Annotated in this window: 19 protein-coding genes and 1 riboswitch; of the genes, 8 read left to right on the plus strand and 11 right to left on the minus strand. The window is 32.4% G+C overall.

The window, feature by feature from the left end; all coding sequences use genetic code 11:
* The first annotated feature begins 39 nt into the window (after positions 1-39).
* From HM982_RS07325 to HM982_RS07335, 3 genes are read left to right on the plus strand one after another with little or no spacing between them, the layout of a single operon-like run.
* Positions 40-657, plus strand: coding sequence for a transcriptional regulator (locus HM982_RS07325; RefSeq protein ID WP_179352492.1), 618 nt, complete (start codon positions 40-42; stop codon positions 655-657).
* Positions 654-1,370, plus strand: coding sequence for a DUF3307 domain-containing protein (locus HM982_RS07330; RefSeq protein WP_179352493.1), 717 nt, complete (start codon positions 654-656; stop codon positions 1,368-1,370). The genes HM982_RS07325 and HM982_RS07330 overlap by 4 nt, the downstream gene beginning before the upstream one ends.
* Positions 1,363-1,902 (plus strand): acyl-CoA thioesterase, encoded by a 540-nt coding sequence (locus tag HM982_RS07335; RefSeq protein ID WP_179352494.1) that lies wholly within the window; start codon positions 1,363-1,365, stop codon positions 1,900-1,902. The genes HM982_RS07330 and HM982_RS07335 overlap by 8 nt, the downstream gene beginning before the upstream one ends.
* Before the next feature lie 51 nt (positions 1,903-1,953).
* Here HM982_RS07335 and HM982_RS07340 read toward each other — a convergent pair whose 3' ends face one another.
* The 3 genes from HM982_RS07340 to rpmH form a co-directional block, all read right to left on the minus strand.
* Positions 1,954-2,370: a T9SS type A sorting domain-containing protein gene (locus HM982_RS07340; RefSeq protein ID WP_179352495.1), complete on the minus strand. Its 417-nt coding sequence runs from the start codon at positions 2,368-2,370 to the stop codon at positions 1,954-1,956.
* Between the two features lie 179 nt (positions 2,371-2,549).
* Entirely contained in the window at positions 2,550-5,405 is a 2,856-nt protein-coding gene (gene carB, locus HM982_RS07345; RefSeq protein WP_179352496.1) for a carbamoyl-phosphate synthase large subunit, read from the minus strand.
* A gap of 133 nt (positions 5,406-5,538) precedes the next feature.
* Entirely contained in the window at positions 5,539-5,700 is a 162-nt protein-coding gene (rpmH, locus tag HM982_RS07350; RefSeq protein ID WP_179352497.1) for a 50S ribosomal protein L34, read from the minus strand.
* A 176-nt stretch (positions 5,701-5,876) separates the two neighbouring features.
* On the opposite strand from rpmH, the gene HM982_RS07355 reads away from it, so the two are divergent.
* Positions 5,877-6,455, plus strand: a complete 579-nt coding sequence (locus tag HM982_RS07355; protein ID WP_179352498.1) for a tetratricopeptide repeat protein — start codon at positions 5,877-5,879, stop codon at positions 6,453-6,455.
* Between the two features lie 5 nt (positions 6,456-6,460).
* Here the strand turns inward: HM982_RS07355 and HM982_RS07360 are convergent, their stop codons facing one another.
* From HM982_RS07360 to HM982_RS07375, 4 genes are all read right to left on the minus strand, one after another.
* On the minus strand, positions 6,461-7,774 hold the full coding sequence (locus HM982_RS07360) for a Na+/H+ antiporter NhaC family protein (RefSeq protein WP_179352499.1): 1,314 nt from the start codon (positions 7,772-7,774) through the stop codon (positions 6,461-6,463).
* Positions 7,775-7,822: 48 nt separating this feature from the next.
* Positions 7,823-7,918, minus strand: a riboswitch (SAM-I-IV-variant riboswitch).
* A 79-nt stretch (positions 7,919-7,997) separates the two neighbouring features.
* A complete protein-coding gene (gene cls, locus HM982_RS07365; protein ID WP_179352500.1) occupies positions 7,998-9,446 on the minus strand; it encodes a cardiolipin synthase in 1,449 nt (482 codons plus the stop codon).
* A gap of 3 nt (positions 9,447-9,449) precedes the next feature.
* Positions 9,450-10,403: a lytic transglycosylase domain-containing protein gene (locus tag HM982_RS07370; protein ID WP_179352501.1), complete on the minus strand. Its 954-nt coding sequence runs from the start codon at positions 10,401-10,403 to the stop codon at positions 9,450-9,452.
* 143 nt (positions 10,404-10,546) lie between these two features.
* Positions 10,547-11,209: an alpha/beta hydrolase family protein gene (locus HM982_RS07375; protein WP_179352502.1), complete on the minus strand. Its 663-nt coding sequence runs from the start codon at positions 11,207-11,209 to the stop codon at positions 10,547-10,549.
* A gap of 162 nt (positions 11,210-11,371) precedes the next feature.
* Here HM982_RS07375 and HM982_RS07380 point away from each other — a divergent pair, with 162 nt between their 5' ends.
* The gene (locus HM982_RS07380) at positions 11,372-11,668 is read left to right on the plus strand and encodes an N-acetyltransferase (RefSeq protein WP_179352503.1); all 297 of its coding nucleotides are present in this window, start codon (positions 11,372-11,374) and stop codon (positions 11,666-11,668) included.
* Between the two features lie 74 nt (positions 11,669-11,742).
* Here HM982_RS07380 and HM982_RS07385 read toward each other — a convergent pair whose 3' ends face one another.
* Both HM982_RS07385 and mtaB read right to left on the minus strand, forming a co-directional pair.
* Positions 11,743-12,240, minus strand: coding sequence for a hypothetical protein (locus HM982_RS07385; RefSeq protein WP_179352504.1), 498 nt, complete (start codon positions 12,238-12,240; stop codon positions 11,743-11,745).
* An 81-nt stretch (positions 12,241-12,321) separates the two neighbouring features.
* Entirely contained in the window at positions 12,322-13,653 is a 1,332-nt protein-coding gene (gene mtaB, locus HM982_RS07390) for a tRNA (N(6)-L-threonylcarbamoyladenosine(37)-C(2))-methylthiotransferase MtaB (RefSeq protein ID WP_179352505.1), read from the minus strand.
* 167 nt (positions 13,654-13,820) lie between these two features.
* Here mtaB and HM982_RS07395 point away from each other — a divergent pair, with 167 nt between their 5' ends.
* The 3 genes from HM982_RS07395 (at position 13,821) to HM982_RS07405 (ending at position 18,518) form a co-directional block, all read left to right on the plus strand.
* Positions 13,821-14,972, plus strand: a complete 1,152-nt coding sequence (locus HM982_RS07395) for an ATP-binding cassette domain-containing protein (RefSeq protein ID WP_179352506.1) — start codon at positions 13,821-13,823, stop codon at positions 14,970-14,972.
* A 97-nt stretch (positions 14,973-15,069) separates the two neighbouring features.
* On the plus strand, positions 15,070-16,863 hold the full coding sequence (locus tag HM982_RS07400) for a hypothetical protein (protein ID WP_179352507.1): 1,794 nt from the start codon (positions 15,070-15,072) through the stop codon (positions 16,861-16,863).
* Positions 16,864-16,865: 2 nt separating this feature from the next.
* Positions 16,866-18,518 (plus strand): ABC transporter substrate-binding protein, encoded by a 1,653-nt coding sequence (locus HM982_RS07405; RefSeq protein WP_179352810.1) that lies wholly within the window; start codon positions 16,866-16,868, stop codon positions 18,516-18,518.
* Positions 18,519-18,778: 260 nt separating this feature from the next.
* Here HM982_RS07405 and HM982_RS07410 read toward each other — a convergent pair whose 3' ends face one another.
* Both HM982_RS07410 and HM982_RS07415 read right to left on the minus strand, forming a co-directional pair.
* Positions 18,779-19,720, minus strand: a complete 942-nt coding sequence (locus HM982_RS07410) for a TolB family protein (RefSeq protein WP_179352508.1) — start codon at positions 19,718-19,720, stop codon at positions 18,779-18,781.
* On the minus strand, positions 19,689-20,864 hold the full coding sequence (locus tag HM982_RS07415; protein ID WP_179352509.1) for a GlmU family protein: 1,176 nt from the start codon (positions 20,862-20,864) through the stop codon (positions 19,689-19,691). The genes HM982_RS07410 and HM982_RS07415 overlap by 32 nt, the downstream gene beginning before the upstream one ends.
* Between the last annotated feature and the right edge of the window lie 62 nt (positions 20,865-20,926).

The following is a 20,926-nucleotide window of genomic DNA, read 5'->3' on the forward strand; positions in this document are numbered from 1 at the left end:
AAAAGTGATATATTTGATTATCGCTAAATTACGTGATAAATGAAAACAAGTATAATTACAGGAGATATCATTAAATCTAGAACACAATTAGACAATGAATTGTGGTTAACGACCTTAAAAGAAGCCTTGTCTTATTTAAGTGTAGATGCTCAATATTGGGATATATATCGTGGTGATAGTTTTCAAATAGAGTTAAAAGATGTATTTTCAGGTTTTATTGCAGCCGTTTATATTAAAGCTTGCATAAAATCTTTATCGGGCTTAGATGTTAGATTGGCTATTGGTTTAGGAGAAAAAACTTATAAAGGTGATAGTGTTAGTGAATCTTCTGGTGAGGCCTACATTAACTCTGGCGAAACCTTAGAAATGCTAAAAAAAGACAAACAAAATTTAAGAATAAAAACCAATAATTTACAGATTAATAAAGAGCTTAATTTATATTTTAAATTGGCGTTAATCGCTATGGATCGATGGACAATCAATTCTGCTGAAATTGTTAAATTAAGTATCGAGCAGCCCAATGCTTTACAGAGTGAACTAGGTAAAATTATAGGTATTAACCAAAATGCTATAAGCACAAGACAAAAACGGGCGTACTTAGATGAAATATTAGAATTAGATGTTCTTTACAGAGAAAAAATAGCCACAATAGTATGATTCTTATAATTTTAAAACTCGTTTTAGCCCACCTTATTGGCGACTTCTTTTTACAACCTAACCAATGGGTTAAGCACAAAGAGAAAAAGAAACTGAAATCGGTTTGGCTTTACGTGCATGTTGCTGTGCACTTGGCTTTGATGTTATTGTTGGTATGGGACCTGACTTATACAGCATTAATTTTAAGTGTGGGCGGCGCTCATCTAATAATCGATGCTTTAAAACTTAGCTTTCAGCGTAAAAAAATAAAACGCTACTTGTTTTTTATTGATCAACTCTTACACCTTGGAGCTATAATAGGATTAACCTTATTGCTTTATAGTAGTGCATTTGAATTTCAGATTAATTGGGATGCCAAATCACTGTTATTAGTGACTTGCCTGCTATTTTTAAGCACTCCTACAGCCATTATAATGAAAGTTATTTTCTCTAAATGGAACATTTCAAAACTTACTAAAGGTAATGAATCTCTAAAAGATGCCGGAAAATATATTGGTATTTTAGAGCGCCTTTTGGTCTTTATATTTATAGTGGTAGGCCATTGGGAAGCCGTTGGCTTTTTAATCACTGCAAAATCTGTATTTAGATTTGGGGATCTTACAGCATCTAAAGAAAGAAAATTAACAGAATACATTTTAATCGGCACACTTATTAGCTTCGGAATTGCTATAATTGTAAGCTTGTTATATTTAAATTTAAAAACCTATGTTTAAATCAATAAAAGAATCTAAAATTGAAATTTCAGAGTTAATGCTGCCCTCTAACACCAATTTTGGTGGCAAAATTCACGGTGGTTATATCTTAAGTTTAATGGACCAGATTGCTTTTGCCTGTGCTTCAAAACACTCTAGAAGCTACTGTGTTACCGCTTCTGTTGATAAAGTAAATTTCTTGAAACCTATTGAAGTTGGCGAATTAGTAACCATGAAAGCTTCAATAAACTATGTTGGAAAATCATCAATGGTTGTTGGGATAAGAGTAGAAGCTGAAAACATTAGAACAGGAAAAGTTAAACATTGTAACTCGTCTTACTTTACGATGGTTGCTGTAAACGAAGAAGGAAAAACAGAGTCTGTACCTGGACTTATAATAAGCACTAAACTTGAAGCAAAACGCTTTATAAGAGCTATAAAACGACGTGAAGATGACATGAAAAAAGATGAATACCTTAATCAAATCTATAAAAATGTCGATAATTATTTAGACCTACTTAAGGACTATAGAGTTAAGATTGAACTAAAATAAAAAAAGCCATTTCCTCGGAAATGACTTTTTTATATATTGTTATAATATCTTTTATTGTTTTATAAATCGCTTAGTCTGCGATTCCTTTTCATTAGAAACCTTAACGAGATATACTCCTGTTTTCCAATTAGATACATCTACTGAAGCTTCCAATTGTGTGATTGTACTTTTATGAATGCGCTTTCCTAAAACATCATATACTTCAAGTATGGTATTTTTAGAAGTCTTAAGTAATTTAATGTTCAACTTATTTGAAGAAGGATTTGGTGAAATCTTGAAACTTCTATCCTGAAATAAGTCATTTTTTATTTCTATACCTAATAAAGACGATACTGCATTATGTTCAAAACTATGCACATATTCAGAGTTGTTAATAGGTGTAACAGTATCATTTTGATATCCTAATGCATAAGCATGCATAGCACCAAATGTAACAGTTAGTATAAAAGTGAGTAATATTTTTTTCATATAATTGGGGTATTCTTATAGCTAAGTTAGTAATTATTAATGAATAACACTATACACTTTATCGAAAACTATGCCAATTTTAGCTTATGAATGTTAAAATGATTGCAATTACAATAATAAATAAAGGCTTTATTTTAAAATAAAGCCTTTAGAATTAAATTATAAATTGATTTGAATTATTATTTACTCAAATACATTTTTCGTCTTGCATAAAGATCGTAAAACTGATCATCCTTTAAGCTATCGATAAACAAAATACTTTCACCTGTACTTTTCATTTCTGGTCCCAGTTTTTTATTCACATTAGGGAATTTGTTAAACGAAAATACGGGTTGCTTTATCGCATAACCTTCTAATTGTGGATTAAAATCAAAGTCGGTTACTTTTTTCTCACCTAACATTACTTTAGTCGCATAATTTACATAAGGTTCTTTATACGCTTTTGCTATAAACGGTACCGTACGTGATGCTCTTGGATTAGCTTCGATGATATAAACAACATCGTCTTTTATAGCAAATTGAATATTAATTAAGCCTACCGTATCTAATGCTCGTGCTATGGTGTGCGTATGATCTACAATTTGTTGCTTCACTAAATCGCCAAGATTAAATGCTGGTAATAAGGCATTACTATCACCTGAGTGAATTCCACAAGGCTCAATATGCTCCATAATTCCAATGATATACACATTACCATCGGCATCACAAATAGCATCTGCTTCAGCTTCTATAGCACCATCTAAATAATGATCTAATAATAATTTATTCCCTGGAATTGATTTTAGTAAATCAATAACATGAGACTCTAATTCTTGTTTATTAATCACAATCTTCATTCCTTGTCCTCCAAGAACATAAGAAGGTCTCACTAATATAGGAAAGTCTAGAACATCTGCTATTGCCAAAGCCTCGTCAGCTGATTCAGCAACATCAAACTCTGGGTAAGGAATATTATGTTGTTTTAAAATATTTGAAAAACTACCTCTATCTTCAGCTAAATCGAGTGATTTAAAGCTAGTTCCCATAATTTTAACGCCCCATTTTTCTAATTTTTCAGCCAACTTTAATGCCGTTTGCCCTCCCAATTGAACAATGACACCTTCTGGTTTTTCATGTTGAATAATATCATAGATATGTTCCCAAAACACAGGCTCAAAATACAATTTGTCTGCAATATCAAAATCAGTAGAAACTGTTTCAGGATTACAATTTATCATGATGGTTTCATAACCACATTCGGCAGCTGCCAAAACGCCATGCACACAACAGTAATCGAATTCAATACCTTGACCAATTCTATTAGGACCAGATCCTAAAACAATAATTTTCTTTTTATCAGAAACAACACTTTCATTTTGAACAGACACCTCACCTGCTTCTGTTTCTACTTCACTTTCAAACGTTGAATAATAATAAGGTGTTTGGGCTTTAAATTCCGCTGCACAGGTATCAACCAGTTTAAACACACGATTAATATTTAGGTCTTTTCGTTTGTTATAAACTTCACTTTCTAGACACCCTAGCATGTGCGCTATTTGGCGATCACCATAACCTTTTTGTTTGGCTTCAAGTAATAATTCGCGCTCAATACCTTCTATTTTAAAAGTAGAGATTTCTTTTTGAAGTTGAAATAACTCCTCGTATTGCTTTAAAAACCACATATCAATTTTAGTGATTTCGTGAATACGACTCAAAGGAATTCCTATTGCTATAGCATCATATATTACAAATACACGATCCCAACTTGCGTAGGTTAATTTTTCTATAATGGTATCATAATCAGTGTAGCCTTTACCATCTGCACCTAAACCATTTCGCTTAATCTCTAAAGATTGTGTGGCCTTGTGTAGTGCTTCTTGAAAAGAACGACCAATTGACATCACTTCTCCTACAGCTTTCATTTGCAAACCTAACGTACGATCAGAACCTTCGAATTTATCGAAATTCCAACGTGGAATCTTAACCACAACGTAATCTAATGTCGGTTCAAACAAAGCTGAAGTTGACTTAGTAATTTGATTTTCTAACTCATCTAAATTATACCCAATAGCTAATTTGGCAGCAATTTTTGCAATAGGATAACCCGTTGCTTTACTGGCTAAAGCCGAAGAACGCGAAACTCTTGGGTTAATTTCAATAGCAATAATTTCTTCCTCATCATCTGGACTTACCGCAAATTGCACATTACAACCACCTGCAAAATCACCAATACTTCGCATCATATGGATGGCCATATCTCGCATTTTCTGAAACGTTTTATCAGACAATGTCATTGCTGGCGCAAGTGTAATGGAATCACCTGTGTGAATCCCCATTGGATCCATATTTTCGATGGTACAGATAATAACAACGTTATCATTTTTGTCGCGCAGTAATTCTAATTCGTATTCTTTCCAACCAATTAAAGCCTTGTCAATCATCACCTCATGAATTGGAGATACTTCCAAACCACGGGTAAGCATTTCATCAAAATCTTCTTCTTTATAAACAAAAGAAGCCCCTTCACCACCTAAGGTATAAGACGCTCTAATCACTAAAGGAAAACCGAATTCTTGTGCAATTTCTTTTCCTTTTAAGTAAGAGGTTGCTGTGGCCTGAGGTGCCATACCAACACCAATTTTTAACATTAACTCTCTAAATTGCTCACGATCTTCTGTGATGTTAATGGCGTCAATATCTACACCAATAATATCTACATTAAAATCTTTCCAAATCCCTTTCTCATCTGCTTCAATACAAAGATTTAAAGCTGTTTGCCCACCCATTGTTGGTAACACAGCATCAATCTGTGGATGTTCCTTTAAAATTTGAACTAACGATTTCGTCGTTAAAGGCAATAAATAAACATGATCCGCCATGGCTGGATCCGTCATTATTGTCGCAGGATTAGAATTAATAAGAATCGTTTCAATCCCATCTTCTCGTAATGAGCGTAATGCTTGTGAACCTGAGTAATCAAATTCGCAGGCTTGCCCAATGACAATAGGACCTGAACCGATAAGTAATATAGATTTTATGTTGTTATTTTTTGGCATAATAAAACGTTGTGTTTAATAATATAGCAAATTTACTTTATTGATTTGGCTGTGCAAAAATAGGTAACTATTGGATATAAAAAAAGACGTTACACCTAAGTAACGCCTTTAATATATTAACAATTGTTAATCATTATTTTTTATGTTTTGCTTCTGTAGAAACAGACAATTTCTTTCTTCCTTTAGCTCTTCTACGTGCTAAAACTTTTCTTCCGTTAACAGAAGCCATTCTTTCTCTGAAACCGTGTTTGTTTCTTCTCTTTCTTTTTGACGGTTGAAACGTTCTTTTTGGCATGTCGTGTATTTTTTAAAAAACTAATATTCTTTTTATATAAGTTATGAGCTATCTCAAAACTGCGTGCAAATATACAACAAGTTTTTACTTTAGCAAATAGCAAAAAGATTTTTTTTGAATAGATTTTAAACTCTTTGTTTTTATTATCTTTGCGCTCTGCTAAAACACACATAAATATGTTCAATAAAAATATAAAACTAGTCATTTTCGCATTAATCATTGGTTTTGCCATCTATCAATTCACCGAAGGAGAGATTGGTAATGGTATTATGTACATCTTACTTTCTACCATTTTTATATTCCTTTACTTTAAAAATGAAATGATTCTACTCGCTTTTATAAAGTTAAGAAAGCAGGATTTTGAAGGCGCAAAAAAATGGTTAGATAAAATTAAGAATCCAGAAGGTGCCTTAGTAAAAAAGCAACAAGGGTATTTAAATTACCTTAATGGTATTATGGTATCTCAAACTAATATGAACGAAGCCGAAGGTTATTTTAAAAAAGCCATTAGTTTAGGATTATCTATGGATCACGATTTAGCTATGGCAAAATTAAATTTAGCTGGAATTGCATTTTCTAAACGCAGAAAAGCTGAAGCACAAAAGCTATTATCTGAAGCTGAAAAACTAGACAAGAGAGACATGCTTACAGATCAAATAAAAATGATGAAGCAACAAATGAAAAAGGCCGTTATACCTAAGCAACAATACGGTCAACCTACTTCTGCTAGACAAAACCGAAGAAGTAGAAGATAATTCTTTTACTTCTTTTTATATTTTAAAAACACAGGTTGTAAGCTTATAAATAGAACTGTTGTTATAAACAATATAAGTAAATACCAGGTGTTTTGCATTAGGTCTATATAACCAATCTGTCCTTTCGAAAAACTCAAAATCATTAATACTTGAGCGCCGTACGGTAATATACCTTGAGAAATACAAGCAAAAATATCTAAAATAGAAGCGGTTTTTCTATTCGTTAAACCATACTCATCATTTATTGTTTTTGCAATTGAACCCGATATTATAATAGACACTGTATTATTAGCAATTGCCATATTTATAGTACTAACTAAAGTGGCTATACCAAATTGAGCCGACGTCTTACTCTTAATTAAAACTTTAATTTTGTTTAGTAAATAGTCGATACCGCCATTTTTTTCTACCAAAGCAGCTAAACCACCGGTTAATAATGATAGTAAGAAAATTTCTGTCATATTAGTAAATCCATCGTAAGCAATTCGTGTTGATTCCATCAGCGTAAAATCGCCATAAAAAACGCCTAAAATACCAGCTGAGATAATTCCAAAAAATAAGGTTATAAATACATTTACACCTATAATTGATAGTAGAATTACCAATATATAAGGCATTATTTTTATTACTGAGTACTCATAATTAACAGCATCTAAACTACTTGAACTTAAATCTAAACCCTGAACAGTTAAAACAACCAGAGTTATTAAAGCTGCTGGCAATGCCAACTTAATGTTTTCCTTAAACTTATCGCTCATCTTACAATCTAAAGATTGGGTAGCCGCAATGGTGGTATCTGATATGACAGATAGATTATCGCCAAACATAGCACCTCCTAATAAGGCGCCACTGAGTACAGCTAATGAAATATCGCCTTGTTCAGAAAACCCCACTACAATTGGTGCCAATGTAACAATAGCACCAACAGATGTACCTGTAGAAATTGATAAAAAAGCTGCTATTAGGAAGATTCCTAAGTAAATATATTCTATAGCAATGTAATCCATACCCAAATTAACAATGGCATCTACACTTTCTGTTGCATTTGTAATTGCTGCAAAAGCACCTGCGAGAAGATAAATTAAACACATTGTTAATATCTTATGATCTCCACAACCTTTTAGAAGTATATCTATTTTAGAATTTATAGATTGCTTAAACATTAAAAACGCGACGACAATTCCTACTATTACAGCAATTGGTGCTGGTAATACATAAAAATCATCGTTGTAAATCCCAATACCCAAAAAGGTAATTACAAATACTAATAGCGGAATTAATGCGGTAAATTTTGGTATTTGATTGTTGTGATTTTTCATGCTTTTGTTCCTGAAAAAGAAGTCGGAAAGCAAATAAAGTAGAAAAATTAGATTAACATTTTTTCCAAAATATTGGCTTATCGTTTTAGCACCTTGCTTGTTAATGCAGGTTGCTATCTCCTTTTGAGATTCTTGATAATTTATTTTAAGTCCGCAAATATATTAATATTAATAAACCTTCTTCAAATTTTAACGCTTTATTATACTATAAGCGTGGTGGTGATTAAAGTAGAGGTGCCATCAACCTAGCTAAAGCTTCAACAAGTTTTGTACGCTTAGAGCGCGCTTGCCATGATTTTAATTCTATTTGTTTACAGTCTTTTAAATCATCTTTAAAGAACGCTGTTAACTCTTTGCTTATTTTCTTATTGTAGATTAAGGCATTAACTTCAAAATTAATATTAAAACTTCTATAGTCTAAATTAGTGGTACCAACTGTACTAAACACGCCATCAACAACTATCGTTTTGGCATGAATAAAACCTTTAGTATAGCGATAAACCTCTACGCCTGCTTCTAATAACATTTCTAAGTATGAATTGGTGGCATATTCTGCAATCCAAGAATCAGAGTCTCGCGGCACAATAATCTTCACTTTTATATTGCTCCTTGATATAACTTGAAGTGCCGTTACAATTTCACTATTAGGAATAAAATAAGGGGTTGTAATATAGATATGATCTTCGGCATTTGTAATGGCCACAAAAATAGCCTCCATTATGTTAGACCAATCGGTATCTGGTCCGCTTGCAGCAATTTGAAGTGGTACCTGCTCTTCACAATCATGTTCAGGAAAATAGGTTTTTAAAATCTCTAATTCTGACCCACTAACAAAATCCCAAGTGGTAAAAAACAAGATTTGCAATGGTTTTACAGCTTCGCCAACAATACGAATATGTGTATCTCTCCAGTACCTATCATTATTTGCATTAACATAATCGTCTGAAATATTAATGCCTCCAACATAACCAATCTTACCATCAATAATAATAATTTTTCGATGGTCACGATAATTCATTTGTCCTGTAAATTTAGAAAACAGCACAGGCATAAATGGATACATTTCAATGCCACAATCTTTCAGTTTCCCTTTCATCTTAGAACTTATAGAGCTCCCAACATCATCTATAACGATTCTAATTTCTAAACCTTCACTTGCTTTTTGACATAAAAGATTGAGAAGTTCAGTGCCAATTTTATCATCATTTATTATAAAATATTCAATATGAATATGATTTTGAGCTTTTTTTAAATCCTCAAAAAGCAATTTAAATTTATCATCACCATTTTTAATCAGCTTCACCTCATTATTGATGGTGAGTTTTGATTTTTCATTATTGTATAATAAAGGGATTAGTTTTGATTTCTGGTCCAATAGCTCATCAACTTCATTAATAGTTTTAGTATCGAGTTCTAATTGGTCTTGTATTTTTTTTACGATGGATTGGTTGAGAACATTCTTCCTGCTAAATATTTTAGTCTTCCTGTATTCTTGTCCAAAAAGATAATACACAATTAAGCCTAAAAATGGTAAGGCTAACAAGCCAATAATATAACTTAAGGCTTTAGTTGGATTTAATTTTTTGAGCAGAATTGTTACAACCGCAGATAATGCAATTGCATAATTTATTATAATTAAAATCTGCCAAGTATGATTGCTAAGAAAGTCCAATTGTTATGGCGTAGTGTTATAAAAACCCGCTTTAGGAATGGCTATTTCATATAGTTTTCTAGACCTATTATTCAAATGTGGTTCTCTTAACCAAGGATTATGAAGTTTTAAAATTTTATAATTGATATTAAAATTTTTGGCGAATTGTGCAAAGTCTGTTACTGCAGTATCTACCTCTACTTTAAATGTTGGCACTTTTTTATATAAATGGGTTTTATTAAAGTTGAAACCGTACTTATCTGGATTAGAAAGAATTTCTTTTAAAGCAACAATTCTAAACACATAACGCCCTGTTTCTTCTCCTAACAATAAATCGTAATAATCATCTACCTTTTGTTCTTCTAAGCGTCTTGAAACCCCTTGATTTCCCGCATTGTATGCTGCAGCTGCTTTGGTCCATGATCCTAAATTCGCTTTAGCTTTCTTTAAATAATCACAAGCCACTTCTGTCGCTTTTTCTAAATTATAACGTTCATCGACATTGGAGTTTACTTCCAGACCATTTTCTCTACCTGTGGCAGCCATAATTTGCCAAATTCCACTTGCTCCTGCTGGTGATTTAGCCGTTTGAATTAATCCACTTTCAATAACCGCCAAATATTTAAAATCATCTGGTACACCGTGCTTTTTAAGAATAGGCTCTATGATAGGAAAATACTTTTGGGCACGTTTAAACATTAAAAGTCCATTAGACTGCCAATAGGTATTCACCAACAATTCGCGATCCATACGCTCGTAGATATCAGGATCATTAATCGGAACCATTTCACCTGCAAAATTTAAATTCTCAGGCATTTCTAATGCATAGACATTATAACTATTAACGATAGGATCTTCTTTTCCTAGCCCAGCGTCTAAAGGTGCTTTTTCATTTGGTGATTTTTGCATTGCGAAGATAAACAAGCCCGATAGGCATACAACTCCAATTAATGCTAAACTATTTTTTATAATTTTCATGTGTTTTATTTTTTTTTAAGCTATCACATCCCACTCTTTTATTAAGCATTCCCTTAATGAAACAGCGTATGGTCTATTAATTTTGTATCTTAATTTTAGGAGATAATCTATAAAGATAAACAATCTAATTACAGCATTCAAACTCACCCTTCAATTAGTTTTGGTAAATTTTCGTTAAACCATTTATACTTGTTAATAATCATAATGTGCGTACCGCCTTTAATAACGATACAATCACCAACACAAGAATGTGGAAAAACAACATCCTTATCGCCGTGAATGTAGATAGCCTCTGGATGTGCTTCTTCCTGATCCCAACAAACCATATGTTTAATTGCCCAATCTAAATAGGTTTTATCATTTACCGAAAGGTATTTTTTATACAAGTTAACACGTTTTTTAACGGTTTCACCAAAAGCATATTTAGCTAATAAATCTACATTACTCACTAATTGTGTTGGTAAAATGTGATAAGCTTTTGTGATTTTTAAAAATTTTAGCCGTTTTGGTAATTCGTGATGTGACTTCACACTAGAAACAACAAATAATTTTTTAACCTTTATATATTTGCTCATTTCCTGTACTAAAACACCGCCAAAAGACACCCCTAATAAAACAATATTTTCGTGTTTTATAAATTCGCACATACGCAGTGCATAATCTTTGAGTGTATCTGTTTTATTGGGTATTTGCCACTCTAGCCAATGAATTTTATAATCTTGTTCTGGCAATTTTATATATTCAAAAATAGTGGGATTTGCAGCCATACCAGGCATTAAATAAACATGAGTCAATTTGGAATCCATAGGTCTTAAAACAATGTTAACAGGACGTCTTAATTAATTACAATTTAAGGTTTTAACATCAACAAACTTAAACTGTCGTTGATTTTTTGTACCTTTGCCTTGCAAAACTATATAAAATATAGTATCTACACCTCCAACCGCTGAATTTAATATAAAAAAATTATGACAGAAACTGCTGAACTAGTTGACAATGACTTCCTACGTCAATTTGAATTAAAGGTTGAAAATGAACTGGCTATTATTGAATACTCTTTACAAGAACGAAAGATATTCTTAACCAAAATGATAATTCCTGATGTAATTAGAACAGACGAGCTCGAATTAGATTTTATTGATTTAGTTTTTTCTAACATTAAAGAACGAAACATTAGCGTGGTACCTACAAGCCCAGAGATTGCAAAATTTGTAAGGCGTAACAGAAAATACAAGCGAATGCTACCTGTAGGCATTCGTATATAGCTTGAAAACTAAAGTACAAAAAATCCGAAACTTTAAAAGTTTCGGATTTTTTTATTGCAAAACCTTAATAAAGGCTATTTTTTTGTGTAAATAAGTGTCAAATCTCTAGTTTCTATAACACTCGTTAAATCTTCGCTGTAAATAGTAATTGCATTGTCATAGACCGTGGTTAAAGTATCAGCATCTATGTAATAATTTTGATTTAAAATCATAATTGTATCAGCAGCAACTTCCTTATATTCTGAAGCAAAACTAATTAGGCCATCCTGATTACATTCAACTTGCAAACCGTAATAATCGGAATTATTATACTTAAAATAAATAATATCTTTAGGAAATTCATTACCCGAAGACACCGTGCCATCTGCACTGAATGTAAGAATTTCACTGTCGTTACAATCAACCACTTCTAAGAGATTATCATTATAGGTATTGTCGTTATTCACATCAAAAGTAACACCCACAGTGCGTGTTGTTAGTTGCCATGTGCCTACAATTTTAGAATCACTATCATCATTAGAACAAGACAAGAGAAAACAGAAAAGTAAACAGGTAATTACAATGTTATTCATTAGAATATTTTACGTATTATCAAACTTAACACGAAAATGGTGCCAGCGTGAAAAAACATGTTGAAAATTAAAAAAAACCGACTAATGACTTACTAAAGCCTCTTGAAAGTCAAAACGCACCAAACCATCATCATCAATTTTAGTAAGATTCACCCTGTGAAGTGTATTCACCAGTTCAGGATTCCAAGGTGTTTTCACCTTTACGTAGTTTTCTGTAAAACCATGAATATAGCCTTCTTTGTTTTCACCTTCAAATAAAACTGTACGATTGGTGTCTAATTGATTCTCGTAAAAAGCTCTTCGTTTTTTAGCAGATAAACCACGTAACATCTTACTGCGTTTTGCTCTCACATTTTTAGGCACAACACCTTCCATCGTAGCTGCTTCGGTATTATCGCGCTCCGAATAAGTAAACACATGTAAATACGAAATATCTAGGGCATTTAAAAAATTATAGGTTTCAAGAAAAATCTCATCCGTTTCACCAGGAAAACCCACAATAACATCTACACCAATACAAGCATGTGGCATCACTTCTTTAATTTTAGCAACACGATCCACATACAATTCTTTCATGTAACGACGCTTCATCTTTTTTAAGATTACATTGCTCCCACTCTGTAACGGAATATGAAAATGAGGTACAAATGCTCTCGATTTTGACACCAACTCAATGGTTTCGTTCTTTAATAAATTAGGCTCTATCGAAGAAATTCTAAGACGTTCAATTCCTTTAACCTTATCGAGTTCAGTAACTAAATCTAAAAACGTATGCTCATGTTTTTTATTCCCAAACTCCCCTTTTCCGTAGTCTCCAATATTAACACCTGTCAAAACGATTTCTTTTATGTTTTGTTCTGAAATTTCTTTGGCGTTATTTAGAACATTTGCCATTGTATCACTACGAGAAATTCCTCTTGCCAGCGGAATTGTACAATAGGTACACTTATAATCGCAACCATCCTGAACTTTTAAAAATGCTCTTGTGCGATCACCAATAGAATAACTTCCTACATAAAAATCGGCATCTTCAATCTCGCAAGAATGTACTTCACCGAAGTCGTTTTTGGTTAAATCATTTAAATAATCGGTAATTTTAAATTTCTCAGTGGCCCCCAATACCAAATCCACACCATTAACATCCGCTAATTCTTCGGGCTTTAATTGTGCATAACAACCGATAGCTGCCACAAAAGCCTCTGGATTATTTTTTTGTGCTTGTTTAACTATCGTCTTAAAACGTTTATCTGCATTTTCTGTAACCGAACAGGTATTAATGACATAGATATCTGCAGATTCTTTAAAATCTACACGGTTAAAACCTTCATCTGTAAACCCTCTGGCTATAGTAGAAGTTTCAGAAAAATTAAGTTTACAACCAAGTGTGTAAAATGCGACTTTTTTAGATGCCATATGCTGATTTTATGTACCGAATGCTCTCGGGAAATTCAACCCTTTTTCAGATTAAATAATTTATATTTACTTTTTCTAAATTAGAGAGGGCAAATTTAAGCAATTACTGTATGTTTCACAACGTATTCGTCTTCTGTGAATTTAAAACCTAAAACTTATTTTTTTTTATGTCTAAAGCTGAAGCGCGTATAAATGATGTCATTGCCTTTTATAAAAATAAAGATACGGTTCTTGGCTATCGTAAATTGATGGATTGCGTTATAGACACGCAAGATTTAGACCTCTACAAACAGGTTATTGAATTAACCGATTGGAAAGAAAAACATCCTGACAATGAAACTGTATTTATTGAAAAATCACTCGCTATATTAGCCCGTGTATCAAAAATATCCATCAGCGAATACAACACTGACACACCTGTACTAACAGGAACGGACTTAGTTAAAAGTTATGGAAATAGCCGATTTCAATTAGGACCTGTTTCTGTTGAAATAAAAAAAGGACAAGTTTATGGTTTAGTAGGCGAAAATGGAAACGGAAAAACAACCTTACTTAGAGTTTTAGCTAAAGAACTAAACTACAATAAAGGCGTTTTAGATTTTAAGTTTGACAGTGATTATAACTCTAATTATGATTTACGTACCAACCTTGTTTATATACCGCAACGCACCCAAAAATGGTATGGTAGCTTAAAAGATAACCTAAAATTTGTTTTGGCTAGTTATGGCATTTCACCTGAAGAAAACGAAACTAGAGTGCTTATGATGATAGCACGATTTGGCTTGTGGAACTACAAACATTTAAAATGGAATGAACTGTCTTCGGGTTATAAAATGCGTTTTGAACTCGCTAGAACCTTACTTAGACAACCAGAATTACTATTATTAGACGAGCCTTTATCTAACTTAGATGTTTTGGCTCAACAAGTGATTTTAGAAGATTTAAAATCGATGTGTAATTCTATTAATAATCCTATTGCATTAATTTTAAGTTCTCAGCAATTGTATGAGGTTGAAAAAGTATCGGATAAAGTTATTTATCTCAAAGATGGTAAATACAAGGATAACACAACTACAGACAAAACTATTGAACATCAACTCATTGTAGAACTAGATTGTACAGCAGAGCGCAACACTTTAATTTCTGTTTTTAAAAACTTACACTTAAATAAATTAATTTATAATGGCGGCATCTATGTTGCTTATTTTCAAAATAGTACTACATTTTATAACGTACTCGAAACTTTAGGAAAACATAAAGTAGAGGTGACTTATACCAGAAATATAACCGCTTCTACCAGACGCTTTTTTGTATCCTAATGATTTTTTAAACCTATAACAGAAATAGTTTTGTTCAAGATTTACAGACTAAATAATGACGACCAATAGCTATCCCGCAATATAACAGATATAATTCATGAAAAAACTTATATATAAAGCCAACCAATATTTATTAGAACGCTACCCAATAATTTGGAACACACGTATCGTTTGGATGCTTTTAGGTGCTTTAGTATTACATATGCTCTTTTTTGCTGCCGGGTTTTTAACATTGAGTAATCCCGAAACACTTCACGAATACGCCATTAAGGATGTTTTTTTTAAAAATGGTGCTGTTTATTTCACTTCCATGATATCCATCTTACTTCTGGTGGGTTGGTTAATTTATATGTTTAAAAATAACGCCTTTAAGAATTTTTATCCAACTTCAGGTTTAAAATTATTTGGTCAATTTGTCTGCTATATCCTTATTATTTATAGTTGTAGCACCTTCTTTTTATCTTATAATTATGGCATAAAATCCTATATCGCAATAAGCTATCCTGACAATAAAGTTGAAAAAGAAATTGAAATCGCTAATGACGTAGCGATGTTCTTTTCTGAAAAAGTAAACGACTACACCATTGAGAATCGTAAGTATCCAAAACTATTTTTTGATTTGTATTGCGAAACAAACGATGAGTTTATTGATGAAAATTTACCTTATGAAGAATTTTTAGGTACATCATATCAATTCTACACCTTAAGAACTAGAGAAATCCCAACTAAAGCACGCAATAGCCATGATGCTATTGAATATGCTAATGACAGCAGCCAAATTAATCCTGTTTACACTGAAGTAAATGGCGATATAACGACCCTCTATATTAAAGATTCGGTTGTAGATATCAAACCCTATATAAACACGGTAAAGCCGAGTTATTACAATATGTCATCTACGTTTTTCATTTCTAGATATGACACCTTAATTGACAATTATGCCAACAGTTATAATTATAAAGCGCGCAGAATTAACAAAGTCAATTACAATAGTAATATACCTTTATTTACATCAAAAGATCAACTGAGAAACAAAAGAAATTTTGAGCTCTTAAATCGTAAAGACAAAACAGAAATACAGACTTTATTAGATACATTTTTAACTTTTTCTAACACTTATAAAGTACCACATAATCTAAATGCCGAAGCATGGGCAAATTTAGTGTATCATCCGGATAATTTTGAAGTAAAGCACTTTATAAGAACTGAGAAAAAAAATGAGTTCTTAACCAATACAAGCTTTGGATCAGAATACACAAAATTTGAACAATTCTATAAGGACAGAGTTACAGATTATTATTACGACAACGCTGCTTTAGAAAATGTTTTTTATAACATTGAAGATATAAAAGCTTCCAGTCCATTTACTGATAGTATCCATTTCTTTATATGGTTTGCATTCTTTTTTGCAAGTATTATATTTATGTTCAGAACAACAGGACTAAAACCACTACTCTTTTCTGTAATCACTGTCGGCGTTTTAACATTAGTCATCGCCTTATTAGGAACATTTTTATCATTCATACTACCAACTAGCGGCGATTTTATTGGGTATACGCTTGCCTATTTTCTAATCATTCTTGGCACTGTAATCTTCTTAACACCTATTCTTTTTGCTGATAAAATCTATAAATTAATCGTAGCGATTTGTATCAATATATCAATTATAGGCTTTCCGCTGTATCTAATATTAATTACAGGCTTAATAACCATGCATCAAGACGATTTTTGCAGATCACAACCTGATTATTACGATTCCGGATATCAATGTGACACACTATTTGAATTATTAGGAATTAATTGGAGTTTTGTATATTTCTTTGCAACGCTATTGTTCTTATTCTTTTTTATAAAAGCTATTAAAAAATGGAAATCACTTCCAGAACGTTAATTATGAATTATACCACTAACATTTCTAATTCTTATTATAAAACATTCATTTATCTTACTATTTGCACACTGTTTTTGTCTTGCAACAACAACGAAAAAACAGCTAAAGATCATCTTGTTTTTAGATACAATGAACATAAAAATATTGGCTCTCTAGACCCTGCTTTTTCCAAGGATTTAGCTGACATTTGGGCCACACACCAATTGTTTAATGGTTTGGTTCAAATGGACGACGAACTCAATGTAAAACCAGCCATTGCTAAACATTGGGCGATAACAGACAGTGCAAAAACATACACATTTACACTTCGTCAAGATGTTTTTTTTCACAAGCATAAATTATTTCATATTTCAACTGAATTAAACAAGACTCAAGATTCAACTAGAACGGTAACTGCTTCAGATTTTGAATACAGCTTCAATCGTTTACAAGATAAAGCGATTGCTTCACCTGGAAGTTGGGTTTTGAATAAAGTTGACGATTTTTCTGCTGTAAACGATTCAATATTTCAAATTAAACTCAAACAACCTTTCCCTGCGTTTCTAGGCTTATTAACCATGAAATATTGTTCTGTGGTACCTAAAGAAATAGTTGAACATTACGGCAGTGACTTTAGAGCTCACCCTATAGGCACAGGCCCTTTTAAATTTAAACGTTGGGAGGAAAATTTAAAATTGGTTTTTAGACGAAACAACCATTATTTTGAAACCGATTCTTTTGGCCAACAACTTCCCTATCTAGAAGCTGTTGCGATTACTTTTTTACCCGATAAACAAAGTGAATTTTTACAATTTGCCCAAGGAAATATCGATTTTGTTTCTGGCTTAGATGGCTCTTATAAAGATGAAATCTTAACCACTAGCGGACAATTACGACCAAAATATAGTGATGATGTAAAAATGATTCGCGGCCCATATTTAAACACCGAATATTTAGGCTTTTTTATGGCAACTGATGAAAAAAACATACAATCTATAAAATTAAGGAAAGCGATTAATGTAGGGTTTGACCGTGATAAAATGATGATGTATTTACGTAATGGCATAGGAATACCTGCCAGTGGAGGTTTTATTCCCAAAGGCCTACCTGGTTATGATGACGCTATTGGATTTAAATATGACCCTGAATTAGCGAAACAATTGGTACAAGCTTACAAATCTGAAACAGGTATTGCAAACCCAGAAATTACATTAACTACAACGAGTAATTATTTGAGTTTTTGTGAATTTATTCAGCGGGAACTTCAAAAAACAGGTTTGCAAGTCAACATTGATGTTATTCCTCCCTCAAGCTTAAGAGATGCTAAAGCCAATGGACAAATTGATTTCTTTAGAGCCAGTTGGATTGCTGATTATCCTGATGCTGAAAACTATTTATCCTTATATTACAGTAAGAATTTTGCGCCTAATGGTCCTAATTATACACACTTTAAAAACGATGAATTCGATAAGATGTATGAAGCGGCCTATTTAGAAACTAATCCTAATTTACGTGCAGAACTCTACACCAAAATGGATTCTCTAATTATGGATACAGCTCCAATTGTTCCTTTGTTTTACGATGAAGTCGTAAGATTTACCCGAAAAAATGTTGAAGGCTTAGGTATTAATCCAACAAATTTAGTAGAATTAAAATCGGTAAAAAAGACCCAATAAAATGTAATCGTAAAAAAACAGGATAGAAGCTGAGAATTTAGAACTTATAACTAAAATGCAACCCTTTACATATTATACTGAATATGTCTACTAAAATTGTTACAGAAAGATTTAATAAAAATTAATAAGTGCTATATCTGTCTTGAAACACTCTGATAATCTCCGCGAAAACATATTAATATAAACGCAATCTAAAAGTCTAAATTCAGAAACTAGTTTATTACACTCATATAACACCGCTCAAAACTCACAATTCAAAACTAATCACTAAACCCGGTAAAATAATACAAATCATCTCTACCCTCACCTCTTAATCGCCTAGACGACAAATAACCTGTAGTTAAATCATCGTTTAAGAAAAATGAGAAATCATCACCAATTGAATTAATCGGCTCCTCTAAACAAACCGGAATTTGTTCTTCATTATCCGTTTCTAAATCGTAAACATAAATATCAATTCCGCCTATTCCGCCACGTCTATCAGAAGAAAAGTAAAGCTTATTGTCACTACTCACAAATGGATAAAACTCAGTACGAGAAGAATTAATATGATCACCTAACCGAGTGACTTCACCATAACTTTTATGATTACTTACTGAAACTTTATACAAATCAGATTTTCCTTTGCTATCTTCCTTATCTGAAATAAAATATAATGTTGAACCATCTGGACTAATTGCTGGATGTGCAAAATTATAATCAGGAACACAAAATGGTAGGGTTGTAAAATTAGTCCAACCTTGTCCTTCAACATATTCTGCTCGCTTAATTAATAAGTTATACATCTTCATGTCTTTTAGGTTGTCTTTACCCTTTTCATCGTGGTTCGATGTAAAATACATGTATTTTCCATCCTTAGTATGCGATGTCACAGACATATTAAATTGTCCGGTTTCAGTTTTCTCAATAACTTTAACGTCTTCTATTTCTCCATTATCGCCAACAACACCTTCGTAAACTCCAAAAACTTCTTGTGAAAAATTATCTTTTATCGCACGTCCCCTTCTCGTAACGAGGTTAGAACTAAAATATACGGTATCACCTACAACACGTGCAGCAAAATGATCTAATTTTGTATTAATAGACAAGTTTTTAACTTTGACTTCTTGCGAAAATCCAAGTGTTAGTATCGAAATAAAAAACAGCGTAGTTTTAATCTTTAACATCATATTAATCTCTTCTAAATTGGTTAGTTTCTTCAAATATATGTTCTAAAATAGCTTTGTCTTGGTCTGTAAACGCTACTTTACGTCGTGCCATTACAACTTCGGCAACCTCAAAAGCTTTGTTCGTTTTATAGGTTACAAAACCTTTGCTTCCTCCCCAAGAAAAGCTTGGCACAAAATTTCTAGGGAATCCACTACCAAAGATATTTGAGCTTACACCAACCACTGTACCTGTGTTAAACATAGTATTAATTCCACATTTACTATGATCTCCCATCATCAATCCACAAAATTGCAAACCTGTTTTTGCAAAACCTTCTGTTTGGTAGTCCCAAAGCCTAACTTCGGCATAATTATTTTTTAGATTACTATTATTGGTATCTGCACCGAGATTACACCATTCGCCTAAAACCGAATTTCCTAAAAAGCCATCATGACCTTTGTTTGAAAATCCAAAAATCACAGAGTTATTCACTTCACCTCCAATTTTACTGTGTGGTCCTATAGTTGTTGGTCCATAAATTTTAGTCCCTAATTTTAGAGTCGCATTATTACAAAGTGCTAATGGCCCTCTAACAATTGAACCTTCCATAACTTCAGCATCTTTACCAATATAAATTGGACCAGAACTTGCATTTAAAGTTGCAAAATTTAAAGTTGCTCCTTGTTCTATAAAAATATTTTCAGGATTAATAGTATTTACCGTAGCAGGTATCGGTTGTGATTTTCTGTCCTTTATAATTAAATTAAAATCTTCTACAATAGCATCTCCATTTTTAGCAAAAATATCCCAAGTGTGCTCTATTTTTATAATATCACCTTCAAATTCAACAGCTTCAAAAGTTGAAAAATCATTAACTTCTTCGCCTTCTTTGGCAAAAAAAGCAATAACATCTTCACCTTTAAACAAAGCCTGATTATATTTTAAGTTTGCAACAAACTCTACAACTTCCATATTTGGCAAAAAGGAAGCATTAATCATAATGTTTTCTTCCATTTCTACCATTGGAAACTTATCGGCTAAATAATCTTCCGTGACGGTTGTGGTCGTATATTCTAAAAAGGACTCCCATTTTTGGCGAATGGTTAAAATACCTACTCTAATATCTGCAACAGGCCTTGTAAAAGTAAACGGCAATAAATTATTGCGATATGGACCATCAAAAAGTATATAATTCATTCTGAATTTAAGGTTTAAAGTTTTGAAAATTAAAACTTTGATTTACTTTTCAAAAATAGTTT

This window comes from Winogradskyella vidalii (assembly GCF_013403955.1).
GTDB classification, from domain to species: domain Bacteria; phylum Bacteroidota; class Bacteroidia; order Flavobacteriales; family Flavobacteriaceae; genus Winogradskyella; species Winogradskyella vidalii.

What these genes read in the sequence shown, in the direction of transcription:
- HM982_RS07325 (WP_179352492.1), top strand. Translation starts at nt 40, where the DNA reads ATGAAAACAAGTATAATTACAGGAGATATCATTAAATCTAGAACACAA.
- HM982_RS07330 (WP_179352493.1), top strand. Translation starts at nt 654, where the DNA reads ATGATTCTTATAATTTTAAAACTCGTTTTAGCCCACCTTATTGGCGAC.
- HM982_RS07335 (WP_179352494.1), top strand. Translation starts at nt 1,363, where the DNA reads ATGTTTAAATCAATAAAAGAATCTAAAATTGAAATTTCAGAGTTAATG.
- HM982_RS07340 (WP_179352495.1), bottom strand. Translation starts at nt 2,370, where the DNA reads ATGAAAAAAATATTACTCACTTTTATACTAACTGTTACATTTGGTGCT.
- carB (WP_179352496.1), bottom strand. Translation starts at nt 5,405, where the DNA reads ATGCCAAAAAATAACAACATAAAATCTATATTACTTATCGGTTCAGGT.
- rpmH (WP_179352497.1), bottom strand. Translation starts at nt 5,700, where the DNA reads ATGCCAAAAAGAACGTTTCAACCGTCAAAAAGAAAGAGAAGAAACAAA.
- HM982_RS07355 (WP_179352498.1), top strand. Translation starts at nt 5,877, where the DNA reads ATGTTCAATAAAAATATAAAACTAGTCATTTTCGCATTAATCATTGGT.
- HM982_RS07360 (WP_179352499.1), bottom strand. Translation starts at nt 7,774, where the DNA reads ATGAAAAATCACAACAATCAAATACCAAAATTTACCGCATTAATTCCG.
- HM982_RS07370 (WP_179352501.1), bottom strand. Translation starts at nt 10,403, where the DNA reads ATGAAAATTATAAAAAATAGTTTAGCATTAATTGGAGTTGTATGCCTA.
- HM982_RS07375 (WP_179352502.1), bottom strand. Translation starts at nt 11,209, where the DNA reads ATGGATTCCAAATTGACTCATGTTTATTTAATGCCTGGTATGGCTGCA.
- HM982_RS07380 (WP_179352503.1), top strand. Translation starts at nt 11,372, where the DNA reads ATGACAGAAACTGCTGAACTAGTTGACAATGACTTCCTACGTCAATTT.
- HM982_RS07385 (WP_179352504.1), bottom strand. Translation starts at nt 12,240, where the DNA reads ATGAATAACATTGTAATTACCTGTTTACTTTTCTGTTTTCTCTTGTCT.
- mtaB (WP_179352505.1), bottom strand. Translation starts at nt 13,653, where the DNA reads ATGGCATCTAAAAAAGTCGCATTTTACACACTTGGTTGTAAACTTAAT.
- HM982_RS07395 (WP_179352506.1), top strand. Translation starts at nt 13,821, where the DNA reads ATGTCTAAAGCTGAAGCGCGTATAAATGATGTCATTGCCTTTTATAAA.
- HM982_RS07400 (WP_179352507.1), top strand. Translation starts at nt 15,070, where the DNA reads ATGAAAAAACTTATATATAAAGCCAACCAATATTTATTAGAACGCTAC.
- HM982_RS07405 (WP_179352810.1), top strand. Translation starts at nt 16,866, where the DNA reads ATGAATTATACCACTAACATTTCTAATTCTTATTATAAAACATTCATT.
- HM982_RS07415 (WP_179352509.1), bottom strand. Translation starts at nt 20,864, where the DNA reads ATGAATTATATACTTTTTGATGGTCCATATCGCAATAATTTATTGCCG.